Annotated in this window: 17 protein-coding genes; 9 read left to right on the forward strand and 8 right to left on the reverse strand. The window is 42.5% G+C overall.

Annotated elements, in window-relative coordinates; genetic code table 11:
• Positions 1–137 precede the first annotated feature (137 nt).
• Positions 138–1,013: a LysR substrate-binding domain-containing protein gene (locus CXF69_RS04270; RefSeq protein WP_101204522.1), complete on the reverse strand. Its 876-nt coding sequence runs from the start codon at positions 1,011–1,013 to the stop codon at positions 138–140.
• Positions 1,014–1,125: 112 nt separating this feature from the next.
• On the opposite strand from CXF69_RS04270, the gene CXF69_RS04275 reads away from it, so the two are divergent.
• The gene (locus CXF69_RS04275) at positions 1,126–1,842 is read left to right on the forward strand and encodes an SDR family oxidoreductase (protein WP_101204523.1); all 717 of its coding nucleotides are present in this window, start codon (positions 1,126–1,128) and stop codon (positions 1,840–1,842) included.
• 126 nt (positions 1,843–1,968) lie between these two features.
• The gene (locus CXF69_RS04280; protein ID WP_101204524.1) at positions 1,969–2,847 is read left to right on the forward strand and encodes a DMT family transporter; all 879 of its coding nucleotides are present in this window, start codon (positions 1,969–1,971) and stop codon (positions 2,845–2,847) included.
• A gap of 223 nt (positions 2,848–3,070) precedes the next feature.
• On the opposite strand, the gene CXF69_RS04285 is transcribed toward CXF69_RS04280, so the two are convergent.
• Positions 3,071–3,991, reverse strand: coding sequence for a homocysteine S-methyltransferase family protein (locus CXF69_RS04285; RefSeq protein WP_185156580.1), 921 nt, complete (start codon positions 3,989–3,991; stop codon positions 3,071–3,073).
• A gap of 531 nt (positions 3,992–4,522) precedes the next feature.
• Between CXF69_RS04285 and CXF69_RS04290 the strand changes: the two genes are divergently transcribed.
• Positions 4,523–6,844: a YecA family protein gene (locus CXF69_RS04290; RefSeq protein WP_101204525.1), complete on the forward strand. Its 2,322-nt coding sequence runs from the start codon at positions 4,523–4,525 to the stop codon at positions 6,842–6,844.
• 190 nt (positions 6,845–7,034) lie between these two features.
• Here CXF69_RS04290 and CXF69_RS04295 read toward each other — a convergent pair whose 3' ends face one another.
• Together CXF69_RS04295 and CXF69_RS04300 are read right to left on the reverse strand one after the other, a co-directional pair.
• On the reverse strand, positions 7,035–8,162 hold the full coding sequence (locus CXF69_RS04295) for a zinc-binding dehydrogenase (protein WP_101204526.1): 1,128 nt from the start codon (positions 8,160–8,162) through the stop codon (positions 7,035–7,037).
• 127 nt (positions 8,163–8,289) lie between these two features.
• Positions 8,290–8,967: a glutathione S-transferase family protein gene (locus CXF69_RS04300; protein ID WP_101204527.1), complete on the reverse strand. Its 678-nt coding sequence runs from the start codon at positions 8,965–8,967 to the stop codon at positions 8,290–8,292.
• Positions 8,968–9,431: 464 nt separating this feature from the next.
• On the opposite strand from CXF69_RS04300, the gene CXF69_RS04305 reads away from it, so the two are divergent.
• From CXF69_RS04305 to CXF69_RS04315, 3 genes are all read left to right on the forward strand, one after another.
• Complete coding sequence (locus tag CXF69_RS04305) at positions 9,432–10,343, forward strand: LysR family transcriptional regulator (protein WP_101204528.1); 912 nt, start codon at positions 9,432–9,434, stop codon at positions 10,341–10,343.
• 315 nt (positions 10,344–10,658) lie between these two features.
• Positions 10,659–10,967: a DUF1272 domain-containing protein gene (locus CXF69_RS04310; protein WP_101204529.1), complete on the forward strand. Its 309-nt coding sequence runs from the start codon at positions 10,659–10,661 to the stop codon at positions 10,965–10,967.
• 123 nt (positions 10,968–11,090) lie between these two features.
• The gene (locus CXF69_RS04315; protein WP_101204530.1) at positions 11,091–11,672 is read left to right on the forward strand and encodes a hypothetical protein; all 582 of its coding nucleotides are present in this window, start codon (positions 11,091–11,093) and stop codon (positions 11,670–11,672) included.
• Between the two features lie 227 nt (positions 11,673–11,899).
• Here the strand turns inward: CXF69_RS04315 and cueR are convergent, their stop codons facing one another.
• Positions 11,900–12,292, reverse strand: coding sequence for a Cu(I)-responsive transcriptional regulator (cueR, locus tag CXF69_RS04320; protein ID WP_101204531.1), 393 nt, complete (start codon positions 12,290–12,292; stop codon positions 11,900–11,902).
• Between the two features lie 106 nt (positions 12,293–12,398).
• Positions 12,399–14,861 (reverse strand): heavy metal translocating P-type ATPase, encoded by a 2,463-nt coding sequence (locus tag CXF69_RS04325; RefSeq protein WP_101204532.1) that lies wholly within the window; start codon positions 14,859–14,861, stop codon positions 12,399–12,401.
• Positions 14,862–15,297: 436 nt separating this feature from the next.
• On the opposite strand from CXF69_RS04325, the gene CXF69_RS04330 reads away from it, so the two are divergent.
• On the forward strand, positions 15,298–16,011 hold the full coding sequence (locus tag CXF69_RS04330) for a DarT1-associated NADAR antitoxin family protein (protein ID WP_101204533.1): 714 nt from the start codon (positions 15,298–15,300) through the stop codon (positions 16,009–16,011).
• An 87-nt stretch (positions 16,012–16,098) separates the two neighbouring features.
• Here the strand turns inward: CXF69_RS04330 and CXF69_RS04335 are convergent, their stop codons facing one another.
• Positions 16,099–17,007 carry a LysR family transcriptional regulator gene (locus tag CXF69_RS04335; RefSeq protein WP_101204534.1) on the reverse strand — a complete coding sequence of 303 codons (909 nt, stop codon included), beginning with the start codon at positions 17,005–17,007 and terminating at the stop codon, positions 16,099–16,101.
• Between the two features lie 161 nt (positions 17,008–17,168).
• Between CXF69_RS04335 and CXF69_RS04340 the strand changes: the two genes are divergently transcribed.
• Both CXF69_RS04340 and CXF69_RS04345 read left to right on the forward strand, forming a co-directional pair.
• Complete coding sequence (locus CXF69_RS04340; RefSeq protein ID WP_101204535.1) at positions 17,169–17,615, forward strand: DoxX family protein; 447 nt, start codon at positions 17,169–17,171, stop codon at positions 17,613–17,615.
• An 88-nt stretch (positions 17,616–17,703) separates the two neighbouring features.
• The gene (locus CXF69_RS04345; RefSeq protein WP_101204536.1) at positions 17,704–18,531 is read left to right on the forward strand and encodes a DODA-type extradiol aromatic ring-opening family dioxygenase; all 828 of its coding nucleotides are present in this window, start codon (positions 17,704–17,706) and stop codon (positions 18,529–18,531) included.
• Between the two features lie 139 nt (positions 18,532–18,670).
• Here CXF69_RS04345 and nirD read toward each other — a convergent pair whose 3' ends face one another.
• A complete protein-coding gene (nirD, locus tag CXF69_RS04350; protein ID WP_101204537.1) occupies positions 18,671–19,021 on the reverse strand; it encodes a nitrite reductase small subunit NirD in 351 nt (116 codons plus the stop codon).
• Positions 19,022–19,173: the final 152 nt, after the last annotated feature.

Genomic DNA, 19,173 nt, shown 5'->3' on the forward strand with positions numbered 1-19,173 from the left:
GTGATTGGATAGAAAAGCACGACTGAAATCGTAGTTAGCCTCAGAAGCTAATTACGTTAATAAGTTTGAGATTAGATTATTTATATTGACGCTTAACTAGCTAGGTCTGACTAAATAAAATCAGTGCTAAGCCAGTGTTAAGCCAGTGCTAAATGAGTGACACACCAGTTCCAGACAGCGTCGACAGTTGATGATGATGACGAACTCTTTTTGCGAACGAGATAATAATCTGGATCGACTGTTAGCGTTGACTCGCTCACCTGAACCAACCTTCCTGCATTCAAATCCGCTTGTACAAAAGCCTGACAAGCAATCGCAACGCCTTGACCCGCTAGCGCTGCATCTAAAGCTAATGCCGTTTGGTTAAATACAGCGCCGGGCAACTTACCTGTAGTACCAAAAAATCTTGGCCAATGATGATGTGAGTCATGGAGCAATGGCATCTCTTGTAGCGCTTCAAGTGATATGGGTAGTTCTCTATTGACCATTAGGTGAGGGCTGGCTACAGCTACGAGCGTTTGTTTGAACAGCAGCTGAGTATCAAATGCTGCAGGGAATGGTGGGCGCGTCAGGCGTACCGCGATATCTACCTGATCACGGTCAAAGTCTGCAACGGATTCAGTCGCTACAGTACGCAACTCGACATCAGGAGCCGCCGCAGTCAAAGCCGATAATCGCGGCAATAATAGCTTAGTGGCAAAAGTCGGCGTCACGCTGATAGTGACAGTCTTAGGTTCTCTGAGTAGCTGAGCTGTTGCTTTGTCTAAAATCTTAAAAGCGCGTGTGACTTCTGCAAAGTAAACAGAACCTTGGCTGGTGAGCGCTACGCCTCTTGGTAGTCTTTGAAACAAAGGAAAGCCGATATGCTCCTCTAGCATTCTTACCTGCTGAGCGACCGCGCCTTGTGTTACAAACAGCTCATCCGCCGCCGCCCGAAAATTAAGATGACGCCCAGCAGCCTCAAATGCACGTAAGGCATTGAGCGGTGGCAATGTACGATGGCTGTTTGACACTTTGTTTTCCTAGACTGTAGATTTTCTATAGTCTAGCATCTTTTATTACGATGTTAGGAATCTGATTTTATTGGTTATGATAAATGAAACGATAACTAATGGAGAAAGACAGATGAATAATATTACAACGACAAAAAAAGTGGCGCTTATCACCGCAGGCAGGTCAGGCATGGGTGCTGCCGCTGCTCGCAAACTTGCAGCAGATGGTTATCATGTCGCTATTCTATCTTCCTCTGGGAAAGGTGAGGCTTTAGCAAAAGAGTTGGGCGGCATTGGTGTTACTGGCTCCAACCTTATTAATGAAGATGTGCAGCGCTTGGTCGATTCGGCGATGCAACAGTGGGGACGTATTGATGCGCTTGTAAACTCTGCTGGTCACGGCCCGCGCGCACCTATTTTAGACATCACTGATGAGGATTGGCATAAAGGGCTAGAGGTTTACTTTCTTAGTGCGGTACGTGCAATTCGTTTGGTCACGCCAATCATGGTCGCACAGGGTAGCGGTGCTATCGTCAATATATCTAACTCTTGGGTAACGCAGCCGACTGCGCTTTTTCCTACGTCAACGGCTTTTCGTGCCAGCCTTGGCGCTTTTACCAAGATTTTCTCAGATGACTATGCAGCAAAAGGTGTGCGTATTAATAATGTCTTGCCTGGCTGGATTGATAGCTTGCCTGAAGTCGATGAGCGACGTGAGAGTGTGCCGATGGGACGTTATGGCAAATCTGAAGAGGTCGCCTCAACGATTGCCTTTTTATTATCTGAAGCTGCCGGATACATCACTGGTCAGAATATACGGGTTGATGGTGGCGTCATTCGCTCTGTGTAACGAATCAATCAATACAAGCCTATTGATACAAGATAGTTAATACCAGACTGTTAGTACAAGCAATAAAACACTATCGACGCTAGCTGCTTGAAAAAAGCAGCTCATCTATTTGTTAAGGCCAATGTTATGTTTCGAGCATACGCTGCACTGGTGCTCCTCGGTATCACCTGGGGGTCGAATTTTATTTTTATGAAATGGGCGACGGCTCTAATCAGCCCCTCACAAACCGTATTTTTACGCCTGCTATTTGGGTTTTTGCCGTTGGTTGCAGTTGCTTGGCACAGCAAAGTAATTACTCGGGCGCAGTTACAGCATTTGCCACACTTTATAGTGATGTCAGTGCTCGCAACGTCTTTTTACTATTATGGATTTGTCGCAGGTACGGCGCTATTGCCCAGTAGCATTGCAGGTCTATTAAGTGGCTCAATCCCTATATTTACCTTTTTGGGCGCGGCGCTGTTCTTACCTGATGAGCGTCCGACCAAGCAAATGGCGATTGGACTTGCGCTAGGATTTGCTGGTATCGCATTAAGTGCGCGACCATGGCAAGGCGCTACTGGTGTCTCTCTCGTTGGCGTTTTGTGGATGTTGGCAGGATCTTTGAGTGTGGGTGCGTCTTTTGTATATGCGCGGCGCTATCTGTCTCCTTTGAGGTTGCCGCCACTGGCGTTAGCCACTTGGCAAGTGGGGTTGGCTGTCATAACGCTTTCGATACTCATCGATTTCGATGGTATAACCCAGCTGTCGACAGATACTAGGGCAATGTGGGGAACGATACTTGGTCTGGGTGCTTTGGGTACTGGCGCTGCTTTTTTGATTTATTATTTTATTATCGAGACGTTGGGTTCGGTGCGGGCTGCTGGTGCTACTTATATTGCTCCAGTCGTTGCTGTCATCATTGGCGCTGTAATTGGAGAGGACATCACCAGCTTAGAAATTATAGCGTTGGTACTGATTTTAAGTGGTGTCCTACTGATACAAACGGGTAGAAAGACTTCAGGGTAGCGGTAGGAATGGTAGGCTGTTAAAAATACAATACGCATATTTATGACAAGCTAGTCAATGATTTCATTCAAGCCTGTAGCTGCTACTGAATTTTTCGATACGTTTACAGCATAGCTCCATGACCAGCAACATGCCGACCATTAAATAACATTCGATGGTCGTCAGCATGATGAACTCAACGATCTAATTATCTTACATTTTCTATGTTCAGATCAGCCTATGTCTAGGCAGTAGCAGTGAAATGTTGGCTTAATTCCTGAATATGCTCAGGGCCAATACCGCAGCAGCCACCGATTAATGAAGCACCCTGTGCTTGCCACTTTTGTGCCCAGAGCAGATAGGCAGGCGGGGTCAAATCATCACGTACTTCATTAAGCGTATCATTTGCCGCAGCATTTTTTGGTTGCGGCGGGAAAGCATTGGCATAAGCGCCAAGTTTGATATGCTGCGCTTGTTTTGCTTGCAGTACAGTTTGTGCGACATCTAGTGCTTGCTCGATGACATCAGGTTGGCAGCAGTTAAAGAGTATCGCCTCGACATCGAGAGCAGCCATCGTTGCCACAGCTTCCTCGACGGTTTCTCCTGAACGCAGACGTGGTACATCGATATCCATACTGTCTTCTAAAGTAAAAGCTACCCATAGCGGTTTATTGTCTGTATCTAGCGTACTAAGTAGCTCACGAACAGCGATAGACTCGGCGATTAGACTCTGAGTCTCAGCGAGCCAAAAATCGACATACGGATTTAGACCTTTGATTAGTGGGGTGGCGATATCTTCTACGTGGTCAGCATCAAACAAGTCTGCACGGTAGGAGCCAAATAGTGGCGGGATAGAGCCAGCTACTTTGGTTGCTGCGCCTTCTAGCGTCACTGCTGCACGTGCCATTTCGCCTGATGCTGCTGCCAAATCTTGTGCTTGCGCCACAAAACGCTCCTCGCCGATATGAAAGGGTACTAGGGCGTAACTGTTGGTCGTAATGACTGCCGCGCCGCTCTTTATATAAGCACGGTGTACATCACGAACGATCTCTGGCGCTTCTATCATTGCCAGTGCTGACCATTCAGGTTGACGAAACGGTGCACCACGTTTCGCCAATTCTCGTCCCATGCCACCATCAATAATTGTGGTTGTATTTATTGGCATAACGAATCCTTCTTTATTGTGAGTAGACAAACCTATGGAGGTGCTATTGTTAAAAATAGAGTTATTTAAAGGAGCGAAATACTAGGCGTAATAAGCGTCAGATGCAACTATAGGTTTGTTAGTGATGTTAATTCATGGCTCTTGGTATTTGGTTGTCCAATTTTGACACCGCTATCGCAAGATTTTTTTGATAACGTTTATATAAATTGCGAGTAAATACGATGGGTTGAATGGTAACGGGTTTTGTGCAAATCTGGTGGGTAATGGTTTTATAATATATCTTAGTTATAACCCTCCACGTTTTATTGAATATAAATAGAATGATATTAGAGAATAACCAGTAATACTAATTTCTTATAGTTTAATATTAAGATTGATAATGCCGGAATTATATTGGTTATAACTAACTGTTAGTATTGAGCAAGTGCTTTTTTCGATCATTAAACTGATATTTGTGAGCTTATCTTTACAAATCCTCATCAACGTTGTATCGCGCTGAATTTCTACTTTTCCTATAAAGGATTGAAAGTGATGAATATCGAACAAGAAAAAGTAATCGCTAACCTGTTAAAGGAGATGGAGCAGGTTGCTACAAAAATACGTATTTTAATAAATGGGATCCCACCAGAAGAACTGCTTGGGTACATTTATGGCCAACTTATGATGATGAACAGTAATACCACTTCGCCAGAACTAAGCTCCGATACTCAAAATAAAGAAAAAAATGAAATTCAATTCTTATTAGAGTACGTGCATGCGGTTCTTGCTTCTGATGTAGCCCAAGAATATGTGGTGTTTGATGAAAGAAAATGCGGTGAATTATTTGCACTTAGTCGAAATTTACGAGAAAAATCCATGTGTTTTGCGATGGTTTCTTCTATAAATACTCAGAATAAAGACTTCGGTTCTAATACGGCGGATATTGAATTTCAGGCCAAATCATCTTGGCTTATGCTCAGAGGAAATCGCTATCAGGTGTTAGAAGGTGAGTTTTATCAATATGTTCTTGCACCACATGATGATGTTTTAAAAGATATTTATGGTATTGGAGCTATTGAAATTGCTGAGGGGTTTCAACAGTTAGCCAATGCAACGCGTGTAGGCCAGGCTAATGCTATTGAAGAAATGATGAAGCAGTTTCAAGCTGCTCAAGATTTCGCTGAAAAGCAGAATAAACCGCTCGAAGATGCTATGGAAGAATGGGTCGAAGCAAACGCTCAACAAACGAAAAGTGCGGGCTTAGCTGTGGATGATATGCTAAGAGGTGGTATATCCAATGTCAGTAGACATACAAAACTACCTTCAGAACTTTTAGCAGATTTGGCGTACTCACGTGGTGAGGAGCTTGATTTCTTCAGTGAAGGTGATTTTTCCGGCACACCTTACAGGACATTACCTGCTCGTAAAAAACCTTTAATCAAACTTGGTGAAGACTATTATGCTGTAGATCCTTGTTTTATCCGGGACGCAGGGTACCGTTCGCTTCTTTTTAATTTGTTGCAAAAGAAGCCTGATTACAAAGAAGCTTTTAAAGAACGACAGAAAGTAATGAGTGAAGCTGCGTTCCCCGAAATACTTGCTGAACAACTGAGTGGAGCAGTAATCTATCAAGAAGTCTATTATAAAGACCCCAAAACTAAACAATGGGCTGAAAACGATACCCTAGTTTTAATTGATGATGTACTTTACCTCGTTGAAGCTAAAGCTGGCGCAGCTGCGAGCATAGCTTCACCTGAACTTGATTTTAAGCGCCATTCACAATCTATAAAAGATTTGATAATAAAGGCTTACAAGCAGTGTGAACGTTTCTTTGAATATTTAAAATCTGCTGACGAAGTCCCACTATTCAACCTAATAAATGGAAAATATGAGGAAGTAGGAAAACTCCGTCATTCAGACTATCGTGTAATGATCCCCATTGGGCTAACAGTTGAGTCATTCTCTCCATTTTCATCATTTTCTAAAAACTTACCCCAAGTAAAACCACTGGTTGGGCAATATAGTTTTGTTTCGATTTCCATTGATGACCTTTTTGTTCTAAGACGTATGTTGCCTACTCCTGGAGTATTTGCACATTATATGGAAGTGCGACAAGCAATTGCAGGCATTAAACAAGGACTTCTTTTCGATGAATTCGATCATCTAGGAGCTTACCTAACTAAAAATCGCTTTGATCAGGATATCATTGACCAGTCTAAGGACGAAAATGCTAGTTTAGTAATATATAATGGGATGAGTGACGTTGTAGACAGCGCTTTCGCAAGTGAACAATGGGAAACAAGCTCAAAACCTACTCAAGAATTTCCTGAAGTGGTTTTAAAGGTACTTTCAGCACTTGATATTTCTCGTGAACCAGGATGGCTCTCTGTCGATAGCCTAATTCGAGATTTTGGTGAGGAAGCACGTAATAACTTTGCAAAATACCTTACTGATCTAGACAAAACTATCGAACAGCATCCAGCTCGCTATTTCGCATTTGGTGGGGAAGCTAATCCAATTCTTGTCTGGATGCAAAACTCAAAATATGAAGTTGAATGGGAGAAGGTAAACCATAAAGCAAGTGTTGTTGCTATATCGATTAAAGTAGAAAACCTAATAGGGGTACTACTTAAAGTTGGTAAACGAGGTGTTTATGAAGCGGCACAACCTCTAAAAATTAATGTTCCAGTGGAGCAGACTAAAGAAAATATGCTCATATTTGAAGATGCGAAACGGATGAATCAGCAAATAAAATCTAGAGCCGATCATGCCGTTAAGGGAAAGTTAGAGCCAAAGCAAAAACGAAAAGTCGGCCGTAATGCTTCATGTCCTTGCGGAAGTGGAAAAAAGTATAAAAGATGTCATGGCCTTTAGGTATTAACAATTTTCTGATTAGAAATTTACGCTAAAAAATATTTCATAATAGAAACTTAAAGAAGAATTATTACAATGAATAAATATTATTCGACTCTAAAATAAACGTTGCTATAGCAATCAAGCACAAAAAAGCAGACATCCTAGAATATCTGCTTTTTTTATTTCTATATTATGCTTCAAACAATTATTAAGCTTGAGGTTTGATCAAGTACTTCTCACCAGTCGCCTGTTTGCCATAAGCGGCGATTGATTTCAATTGTAGTGCTTCCTCTAGCGTCACTTCATGCGTATAGCTGCTCGCAAAGGTGGTGGTGATTTCTTCTGCCACGCGTTTGCGCATGGACTGAACCGTTTCACTACCAAGTTTGCCAAGTGCATTGAATAATAAGAAACCATTCACACCCCACGCAAAACCAAAGTTACGGTTTAAGGTGATTGGACCACGGTCTAAGGCGCCATAAATATAAGCTTGTTTAAAGGTATTTGAGCCATAGACGCTGTATTCTTCTACGTCACGAGTGATAGCGGCTTCCATACAGTTTAGAATATCGCTGGTGAGCTTACCGCCACCGATAGGGTCAAACGAAATCGTAGCGCCTGTTTCAGTAATCGCGGCGGTCAAATCAGCAAGGAACGTCTCGCTGCTTGAGTTCACCACATACTTTGCGCCCATATCGCGCAATAGCTTTTCTTGCGAGTCTTTACGTACGATATTCACCAAATCAACACCGTCTGCCATACAGATACGGTTTAGCATTTGACCAAGGCTAGAAGCGGCTGCTGCATGTACGATGGCTTTGTGGCCTTCAGCGCGCATGGTTTCGACCATTGCCAGTGAAGTGAGCGGGTTTACAAAAGACGATGCAGCCTCGGTAGCTGTCGTGCCGTCTTGCATTTCTATGCAGCTCCTTACATTGACACAGTGGTATTGACGATATGTACCGCCACCAATCACCGCAACCATTTTGCCCATGAGTGCTTGTGCGGCTTCTGATGAGCCTGCGGCGACGACTGTACCAGCGCCTTCATTGCCGACAGGCGTGTCTTTATTTACCCGAGTTTTGAGTGATGGCATGAATTTCGCAGGCACATCAGCAGTAATGATCGGGTTGTCATCAGTGCCTGATTGTACAGCGGTTGACATATCAGCGGCGCTGAACATCACACCAAAGTCAGAAGGGTTCAATGGCATGGCTTCCATGCGAACGACAATTTCGTCAGCACCGGGTTGCGGCATCTCGATATCTTTTAAAGACAGGGTTAATTTGTTGTCATCACTGATGGTTGAAACCAGTTGTTTATTTTTATCGGTCATAAGATTTGCTCCTGCAAATAGTTAGATTTTTAGACCAATCCCTTTACGGCATTGGTCGTTCTTTAGGTTATTGAATTTTAGTAATTTTCTTAATGTGGCTCATTTTTAGTAGCCACATTGCCACAAGTTATTTAGCGTTTGCGGCTTGGATTAGAGCCTTAACGTGTTGCATAAACTCAGGCATGTTTGCTTGACTATCTGCCTGAACACTTTTTGCAATCTCGGTTTCACTCATGGCTTTGTTCCATTCTTTCATGCCGTCCACTTCTGCCAGTACATCCCACTCAAGCTGAGTCGCGCCAAAAGCGTTGACAATAGTATTGACGTAATGCACGTAAATATCAGCCATGGTGAATTGCTCGCCTGCAATCCAAGGCGAAAATTGACATAAGCGATTCATAGCAATAATGCCGCGGCCCAATACTTGACGAACTTCCTCTTTGATTGCGTTAGGTGCTTGAGTACCAGAAAATACATATGGAATTAGACGACGACTTGGTAGCTCAAAATATAGCTCTGCTATTTTCATAATCTGACGTACAGACGCGCGTTTTGCTGCATCGGCAGGATATAGTGGCTTTTCAGGATACGTTTCTTCAAGGAAGTCACAAATCACGTTAGATTCCGACAGATTAAAACCGTCCGGCATGGTGATCGCAGGTACTTTACCCACTGGACTGACGGTGAGTAGATCATCACTACCAGCGTACAAAAGGTCCTCTTGGAATGGGATGCCTTTATATAAAAGAGCGTGTTTTACGATGTTGTAATAGTTGCTTGCAGCAAAGCCGTGCAAAGTAATCATAAGTCATTCTTCCATTGTTGACGTAAAAGTTATTTTTAATCGTGTTTTCATTGCAACGTTTAGGGCGTGTTTGATATTCACAAATAGGCACTGCTGATTGCTAAAACGGTTCCAGACAAGGCGTAAAACGACGGTAATGCTCGTGCCTTAACTAGATTTACAACACAGTATGGGGCAGTTTTAGCATCAGCTCCAATATAAACAGAAGGAGACAGGACTATTTTTTAGACAGTTCGACGTTAAAAATAGTAAGTTTAGTCATTCTAAGCGTCTATGTTTTAACAATGAAGTGGCAAAAAATAGTCTCTGTCAGTGCCATGGTCGAATATCAAGCACGCCCTAAGTTAAACACATTATTACTGGTTTTAATGTGGTTATATATAAGGAATAACGTGAATCACTATTGCTTTTAAGACAATAATAAAGCGAAAATGCTCACATATTCATCTAAATGGAGAGGTCAGTTGGATCAATTACGTGCCATTAAGTATTTTAGCAAAGTCGTAGAAACGGGCAGTTTTACTAAAGCAGCAAATGCATTCAAAGTGCCACCATCCTCACTGTCAAGACGAGTATCTGATTTAGAAAAGAGCTTGGGCGCGACACTGTTAAAGCGCTCGACTCGAATCGTTAAATTGACCGAAGTAGGGCAGGTTTATTATGACGATATGCAGCAAATATTGGATCGGCTCGAGCAAAGCAAAGAAACAGTACGCAGTTATCAAACGACGCCGATGGGACGGTTACGCGTCAGCTCTATGGTGGGTTTTGGTGAAAAAATACTGCTACCACTGTTGGATGAGTTTGGTGAGTTGTATCCAGAGATTGTGCTAGATGTCAGTCTCAGTGATGAATTATCCGCATTGGGACGTGACGATGTCGATATTGCGATTCGCGGTGGTTATGCGCCAAATGAGCACGTGATTGCTATTAGGCTCATGGACAATGGCTTTATACCGGTTGCGTCGCCCAGTTATTTAAAGATGCATGGCGAACCTAGTCATGTGATGGCATTAAAGGAACATAAAGGCCTGTATTTCAAAGCACCAAACGGGCCAACGCCTTGGCTCTGCTATGTGGACGATCAGTGGCATGATGTCTCAGGGCCAGCAGTGGCAATTTCAAACAATGGACCATGGCTAGCCAAAAAGGCTTGTGATGGTGAAGGGATTTTGATGTCAACAAGGTGGGCACTATCCTCATATCTTGAGTCAGGGGCATTGCAAGAGATTAAATTTGAGCATCCATTAGCAATCACGCAGCATGCTGATATGGCCGTATATCTGCTGTATCAAAAGCAGCGCTATCTAGTGCCTAAGGTAAAAGCCGCCGTCGATTTCTTGGTTGAGAGGATAAAAGTAGGAAGTATAAAATAATAGCCTAAGCAGAAATTTTATAATCAATTCATACTAGTTAGATTTTCTGCTAGTCTAATCCGCATAGGCGCGGGCTAAAATTCTCGAAATACTATACGTACGTGATAGTAAAGAATCGAATAATGGGCTAGCAAGAAAGTTGAGATCTCCTGATAATAAGCGTAGTGGATTATCTGAAGACTTACGACCAGTTTTGCCATTAATCATTAATTGGTAGGCATCAAAATATGACAAGTAACTGCTATGGGCTGCAACACGAATTGCGCTCTGCAACCCAAGAATTAAGCCCTAGGTGAATTAAAATGGAGTTGATATATGCTGGAAATTAGACCTAATTGTGAATGTTGTGATAAAGACTTAGTACCAGATTCTACCGAAGCAATGATTTGCACATACGAATGCACTTTTTGCGTCACATGTGTAAATGAAATACTAGAAAATGTATGCCCAAATTGTGGCGGTGGTTTTGTTCCTCGACCTATTCGACCTAAAATGGCTAGACGTATAGGTTTAAGTATCAACCATCAGCCTCCTTCAATTGAAAGAGTACATACCAAATATAGCATTGAAGAACTTAAAGAGTTCTCAGCAAAAGTTAAACACACAAAACCTGAAGATCGATGATTAATACATTTATATAACAAGCAGTTTAAACGGAAATAAAAAAGTTGGTTCGGCTTCGCTCAAAATGCTAACACACGTTTTTTGCAGTTTAACCCGGCGTTATGTTTCTAGGAGTTCTCTTTCATGAATTTGCGACCTACATCACAAGAAGAAGTTTTTTTAAGCCTTGCTTACAATAGGTTTTATGATCTTGCCGATGAAATAATTGAAGACTCATTTTGGGAACAAGAAGACTGGTATCGTTTTAGCAAAGTGATTAACCTATTTTCAGTTTATGCAGAGTTACTAGCTTATGAGCCCTTTAAGTATGTTCTTGAGGCAATTAAGAAACAAAGACCTCCAATGGAATCTGAAATTGGTGGCCCATTGTTTAAATTTATTAGAAATACTTTTGCTCACTTTCCCTTGTTTGAGAGTTGGAATGAGGTTTGGTTAACAAAAGGCTTAGTAAATTGGCAAAAAGAAGGGTTAACCATTGATCGCTTTCTCCAAAAGTACGCTGGTCATACCGAAATAAAGTATAGATTCTGGGAAGCTGAGAAGAAAAAAATGACATATATAAGTATCAATTTTCCAGAACAATATGATGATAAAAAAATATATTTAAGCGAGATTCTTTCCGAAAAAGATGGCGTAAAGTTCTCGCTTATAATGATGCGGAATATATTAAACACACAAGTAGAGTCTATTAAAAACGGGATATAACAAGCATTTGAAGCGGAACTGCTAACAGTTTTCTCGGTTCTGCTCCACTACACATTTGAGCCAGATAATACTCACAACTTATGACTGTGTTACCACCGACTACTATGGGCACTAAGCTGACCGTCAATACTTGAACAGTATGAATATTTACTTTTATTTTAGTTGTGCAAAACAGCATGACCTGACATTTTAACGCCTTCTACATTAGGAGATGCTCGTTAAGAGCTCTATTTAGCTTGCCCAAGATCATCCAGAATAGCGCAGTCTGCATTATCATCGCCTGCACAATGATCAAAAGAGTTCTGTAGCGAATTGACCATCTCTTGCAATTGGGCAATTTTTTGGTTTAGCGTTTCAATATGCTCTTGTGTCAGTTGCTTAACATCTGCACTCTGACGGTTGGCATTTTTGCGCAAATACAGTAACTCTTTCATTTGCTTGGATGAGAATCCCAAGTCACGAGAATGTCTTAAAAAGCATAAGTCGTCTATATCGTCTTTAGAATACAAGCGATAACCTGAGTTCGACCGATTGACTGTTTCTAGCAAGCCAATCTGTTCATAGTAGCGAATCATTTTGGTAGAGATGCCGGATTTTTTGGATGCTTGACCAATATTCATATTTTTCCTCCTAACCTAGAAAGGGCTTAAGCATTAATGTTTAAACCCTATATGGATATCCTTTACGATTCTATATTTACTCTGTAGCGGTTTAGTAGTTCGCTGACTATACTTTAAAGTACTTGAGGCGTAACGCATTACCCAATACGAAAATAGAAGACAGTGCCATGGCGCCTGCCGCAAAAATGGGTGAGAGCAGGATACCAAATGCGGGATACAAGACACCTGCGGCAATCGGAATCAAGGCAATATTATAAATAAATGCCCAAGCCAGATTTTGTTTGATATTACTGATGGTAGCTTTACTCAAGGCAATCGCAGTAGGAACGCCTTGCAGACTACCTGACATTAGCACCACTTCAGCCGCCTCAATCGCCACGTCTGTGCCTGTACCAATGGCCAATCCAACATCAGATTGAGCCAATGCAGGGGCATCATTGATACCGTCACCAACAAATGCCACTCGGCCATATTGCTCTTGCAACTGGCGTATTGCATCCACTTTTCCTTCAGGTAATACTTCTGCTACTACCTGATCGATATTCAATTTTGTGGCAATCGCTTGGGCGGTATGGCGATTATCACCTGTAATCATGGCCACTTTTAAGCCCAACTGATGTAGTGCGGCGATGGCGGCATGAGTCGTCTCTTTAATAGGGTCGGCAACGGCGATGATAGCAGCCAATTGCTGGTCAATCGATACATAGAGTGGGGTTTTACCTTCTTGTCCCAAACGTAGCGCATCTTGTGCAAAAGGCGCAACATCAAGCCCCAATTGTTGCATATAACGATCCGCGCCAATATGAATCACTTGGCCTGCCACGTTTGCTTGGATACCCAAACCTGTCATCGCCTCAAAGTCAGTGATAGGCAGCAGTTGAATATTCTGTTGTTCTGCGGCTTGTACAATGGCTAAGGCAATTGGATGCTCAGATTTTGCTTCAACCGATGCCACCACACGTAGGACTTGTTCTTTCTCAAACCCTTTTTGGACTTGGAAATCCGTTAACGTAGGTTTGCCTTCAGTCAATGTGCCTGTTTTATCAACGGCAACCACGCTCACGTCCTGAAGCATTTGTAGCGCTTCACCTTTACGGAATAGCACACCCAATTCGGCGCCACGACCCGTACCGACCATAATAGAGGTGGGAGTGGCCAATCCCATTGCACAAGGGCAGGCCACAATGAGCACGGCAACCGCATTGATTAAGCCAAAGGTCAAGGCAGGGTCAGGGCCAAAAATCAACCAAACTATAAAGGTCAATGCTGATAAAAACATCACCGCTGGTACAAACCACAGGGTGACTTTATCCACCAATGCTTGAATTGGTAATTTAGAGCCTTGGGCTTGTTCTACCATACGAATGATTTGCGCCAATACCGAATCTTCACCAATGGCCGTTGCTCGAATATTCACGGTACCGTTTTGATTGATAGTACCGCCGACCACTTGATCGCCTGCTTGTTTTTTCACAGGAACAGGTTCACCAGTAATCATAGATTCATCAATATAACTGTGACCGTCAACCACCTCGCCATCGATAGGCACACGCTCTCCTGGGCGAATCTCAACGATCATTTGTGCGGTGACATCTTCTACAGGGACCTCAATGACTTTGCCATCTTGATGTACACGGGCCGTTTTTGCCTGCATGCCCACTAAATGCTGAATGGCCCCAGAAGTACGACCTTTAGCCTTTGCTTCAAAATAGCGTCCTAATAAAATCAAGCTCACAATCATAGCAGCGGCTTCGTAATAGACGTGCACCGTGCCTTCAGGTAACGCTTGCGGGATAAAGGTCGCTATGAGAGAAAAGCCATATGCTGCGACGGTACCAATCGCCACTAGCGAATTCATATCTGGCGCAAAACGCAATAAGGCTGGCACGCCTTTTTGATAAAAGCGTTGACCTGGAAAGAGTAGTACCAGTGTGGTCAAGACAAACTGTATCAGCCAACTTTGCTGAGTGCCGAGGTTATTCACTACCCACATATGAAAGGCTGGAATCATATGCGAGCCCATTGCTAGAATGAATACGGGCAGTGACAACAGCGCAGAAAGCCCTAAATCTCGTTTAAGCTGATTTTGCTCTGAGGCTTTTTTATCTTGTCGATCACTTTGATCTTGTTCTACCAGTTTGGCCTCGTAGCCCGCTTTTTTAACGGCCTCAATTAAGTCGCTCGTTTGTATTTGAGCATCGCCTTTAATCCAAGCGCGTTCAGTCGCAAGGTTTACAGTAGCTTGTTGCACGCCAGCGACTTTGGCCAAGGATTTTTCTACTCGTCCAACGCAAGAGGCACAGCTCATGCCTTCTATAGATAGCTCGATAGGCTTGGTTTCAGTCACCTTATAACCTGCGCGCTCTACCGCTTTGTTTAACTGGGCTACATCTAAAGGCTGAGATGAGTAAACAGTCGCCTGTTCAGTGGCAAGGTTTACCTCGGCATTTTCAACATGCTCAATATTTTTTAATTGTTTTTCGATACGCCCAACACAAGACGCGCAACTCATGCCTTCAATGCTCAGTATTTCTTGATAAATAGGGGCTTTAGTATTTTTTGTTTTCATAACAACCTCTGTCGTTTTTAACTATATTTTTAATCTTATTTTCAAATCTATAGTGACAGCATATAGGTTGACATCATGGTAAGGTCAAGCAGATTTCTTTAAATACTTTTAAACCCGTTTATAGTAGCGTCTTATATTTATCGTTGAATACAAAATAGCTCGATTATGGTTTATTGTTGAAGGTATGGCGGCATTAATTCTAAAATAGGGCAGGATAAATGACTGATAATAAGATAAACTGCCCAGCGAGCGCTGATAGGGTTCGATAACTCTCGATAGCTCTAGATCAATTCACTGTATTTGACTGCTAGCGAAGAAAATACCAATAATAAGAAATGCTGCTAGCAATGACAGAGTACAACGTCAATAGCAGGTGATATCAGCACCGTTAACATAAAACATTTATACAAGACCATTGATATTAAGGCACATCACTATGGAAGAAGTACCAAATACGATAGAACAAAGACCTGTATTCATGCCCAAAGTCAACAGTGACAATTTGGTAAAAACGGATATGGTTATGTTTGAGCGGCATGTGGGATTTGCGACCAGACAAAAGAAAAAATCCATCAATGACTTACAACAAGTCATTCGTAAAAAGTATGGGTTTAAGCATGTGTTAGAGCTGTCTAGCAAATCTGGTAATAAGCTGAGTTTTCCATTAAGCCCGTTTAGCTTAAAAATTACTGATGAGCATGATGACAATCCATATAGTGTCGAAAATGCTTTTCAAGCCAGTATGGTTTTTGAAGATGGTGGTCCTTACACGGATTTGCTGACTGCGCCGCCAAGACAAGCCCGAAAGGATGAGCGATTGATGACTTCGGGCGAGCTCATTGGCTACAATTACTTTGGAATGGAATGGGGCGTAGAGCCCTTAACGACATTTTATGATTGGCTGTACGTGAATGCGCTCAAGCAAAATCCTCAGCTGCATGAAGAAGTGATTCAATATCAGGGCTTCACTGATATTACCTTTAATCCTAAAAAATCTATTCATAGCGCGGCGTATGCGTTAGCGTTATTTGTGGCGCTGCATAAACGAGAATTGCTCGATAATGTTGAAGACCCAATGGCATTCTATGACTTATGCAATAATTTTAAAATCAGCAATACTGAGCACCTATTAGAAGAAGGTTGGATCTAATCGTCAAATTAGATCGCTTAAGTTTGCTTGAACCGAAAGCTACGATACATAATGTGTCGTGGCTTTTTTATTTCTCTATATTTAGAGCTATATATTCTCATCCCAATACGGCGGCGTGCCATAGTAGTTGGTCATAAAGTCGATAAAGCATCTGACTTTGTGAGGTAGTAGTTTTCTATGGGCATAGACTGCATACAACCCCAAAGGGCTAGGTTCATATTCTGGCAACACTACAACCAACTTACCAGTACTTAATGCTTCGCTAGCAATAAAAGTTGGCTGTAATATCAATCCTCCGCCTGCAATAGCTGCTTCAACGAGTACGTCACCATTATTACTATGGAAAACGCTACGTTCTTTGAATTGTTTGGTCTTTAGGTATTTGTAGATTTGACCCTTAGTTTCTACATTCATATAGCTATAATGCAAATAGCGATGCGACTCTAAATCCTCAAGTTGCTTAGGGGTGCCATGAGCTTTGAGGTACTCAGGCGAGGCGCATAGCACCACGCGAATCGGAGCAATCTGCTTGGCGATAAGCGATGAGCTTTGGAGCTGTCCGATACGCAGGGCAATATCAAACCCTTCTTCAACGATATCTACTTTTCGATCACTCAACTGCAGATCAACGGTAACTGACGGATAGCGCTCCTGAAAATCAGTGATGAGTTTTGCCATATGCTTTAAGGCAAAGGAGACGGGCGCACTGATGCGCAGGACGCCTTTGGGATGCTGCTGTAAGCCGCCTAACTGCGATGCCATCTCATCAATACTCAATAAAATCTGCTGCGCGTGTGTAAAGTATTGACTGCCAGCTTCTGTCAGGCTGACTTTGCGTGTAGTACGGTTGAGCAGGCGAGTATGTAGTTCCTCCTCTAGCTTTGCTACATACTTGCTTACTAGCTGCGGCGAGAGCTGCATCGTAATTGCCGCCTTACTAAAGCTGCCTTCTGTCACTACCGCGACAAAAGCACGCATGGCATCGATTCTATCCATATCTGTCCCTATAATTCTCTCGATATCAAATCCATTATAAACAGTATGTTGATAATTATTCAATATAACTGATCTTACTCTTTTATAGCGTTGATAGTAAAGTGTGCCTATATCATTTTCGACACTATTTATTCTAATCATACGTTATGGAGTGAGCATCAATGAAATCATCACTATTAAATACTATTTTGACATCAAAAGCTGGAGCAGCGGCCTTAGTTCTTCGTGTACCCGTTGGCCTAATTTTAGCAGCCCATGGCGCCCAAAAATTATTTGGTTGGTTCGGTGGTAACGGACTGGCAGGTACGGCTCAATGGTTAAGCAGTATGGGTATGGAGCCTGGCTACCTGATGGCAATACTCGCAGGCGGTGCTGAGTTCTTCGGTGGTCTGGCTATGGTATTAGGTTTGCTAACCAGACCGGCCGCTTTAGCCGCAGCTTTTACCATGTTGGTGGCTATTTTTTCTGTCCATATCAGTAATGGGCTGTTCGCTGATAATGGTGGTTATGAATACGCGCTAACATTGATGGTGGCTTCGCTTGCTCTAGCCATCCAAGGTGGCGGTTCCTTCAGTATGGATAAGGTATTGTCAGAAAAATTAGGATAGGTTTTATAGTTGTAAATAGCTTTATTCAATTTTCGTGAATAAAGCTGTTTAATTAGAGCCATTTAAGAAAAGCAACAAGGGGAAAGCCATGATAACACTTCTATCTAATGAGTCAGTTAGCCAGCCTGTATTGTTTATACCGCATGGTGCAGGGCCGTGCTTTTTCATGGATTGGCAACCAGCGGATACGTGGTATGAGATGGCAACGTTTTTAAAGAGCATTTCTGCTCGTTTGCCTGAGCGACCAAAGGCTATCTTAATCATTAGTGCACATTGGCAGACAGCTGAATTTAGTATCACCGCTAGTAAGCAACCTGATCTCATTTATGATTATTATGGCTTTCCTGAACATACTTACAGTTTGACTTATCCAGCCTCAGGCGCACCAGCATTGGCGGAGAAAGTCAGTAGTCTACTGACAGAGGCAGGGGTAAGCAATAAACAAGATGCGGAGCGTGGGTTTGATCACGGGGTATTTATACCGCTCAAGCTAATGTTCCCTGAGGCGGATATTCCAGTGGTCCAACTATCCCTGCGTCATGATTTAGACCCACAAGCGCATTTGGCTGCTGGTCAGGCATTGGCGTCATTGCGTACAGAGGGTGTGCTAATCATCGGTAGCGGCATGAGCTTTCATAATATGCGCGGTTATGGCGATACCAGTTTTACTGAACCGTCAGAGCGTTTTGATGAATGGCTAACGAACACTGTAGAATCAGCAGATTCGAATAAACGACTCACGGCCTTGGCTAATTGGAAAAATGCTCCTCATGCGCTTGACTCACATCCGTTAGGGGCAGAAGAGCATTTGTTACCGCTTATGATAGCGGTGGGTGCAGCAGGACGTGATAAAGGCCAAAAGACTTACTCCCAGCAAGTGCTAAAAACGCAATTGTCAGCTTTTCAGTTTGGGTAAGTATTTTGAAAATCATAGATCACGGTGTTTCAGCGTAATTGTCAAAAATAAAACATCCTTTGAATCTCAGAATCAAAGGATGTCTTAGATTAATACAGCAATTATTAATGGCATATCAAATTAGAGATAACGTCGCTTATTATTCGTAGTTTGCCACCACATTATTCCCATCAAGTTTGAATTTATAAGTATTGAGCACAATACTCTCATCATCTAAACACTGGCCAGTAGCTAGGTTAAAGCGTTGTTTATAGATGGGCGAGGCCACATAAAGCACTTCTTTTGCTGTTCCTGTATCATCTGTAATCGTGGTTCCACCAATCAACCCCCGTGACAGTACATTGGCTTGACTGAATGGATCGTAGTTATCAAGAGCAAATAAATCGTTCTCTTTGGTACGAAAGATAGCAATTTGTTTGCCATCTATCAGGGCGCAGACACCGGTTTCAGGAATGATATCGTCAAGTGTACAAATAGTCTGTTGGTTCATGAGGCGGTATCCTTAGTGATGATAATATTGCTCTGTATGAATGATAAATCGTGAGTGATAAGCTGCAATTTGCAAAACATGATTTGAGAAAAATGAGTCGTAAAACTTGAGTCTAAAAACATGAGTGGAAAAAACAGCACCTTGCTTGTTGT

Source organism: Psychrobacter sp. Choline-02u-9 (assembly GCF_002836505.1).
Lineage (GTDB): Bacteria > Pseudomonadota > Gammaproteobacteria > Pseudomonadales > Moraxellaceae > Psychrobacter.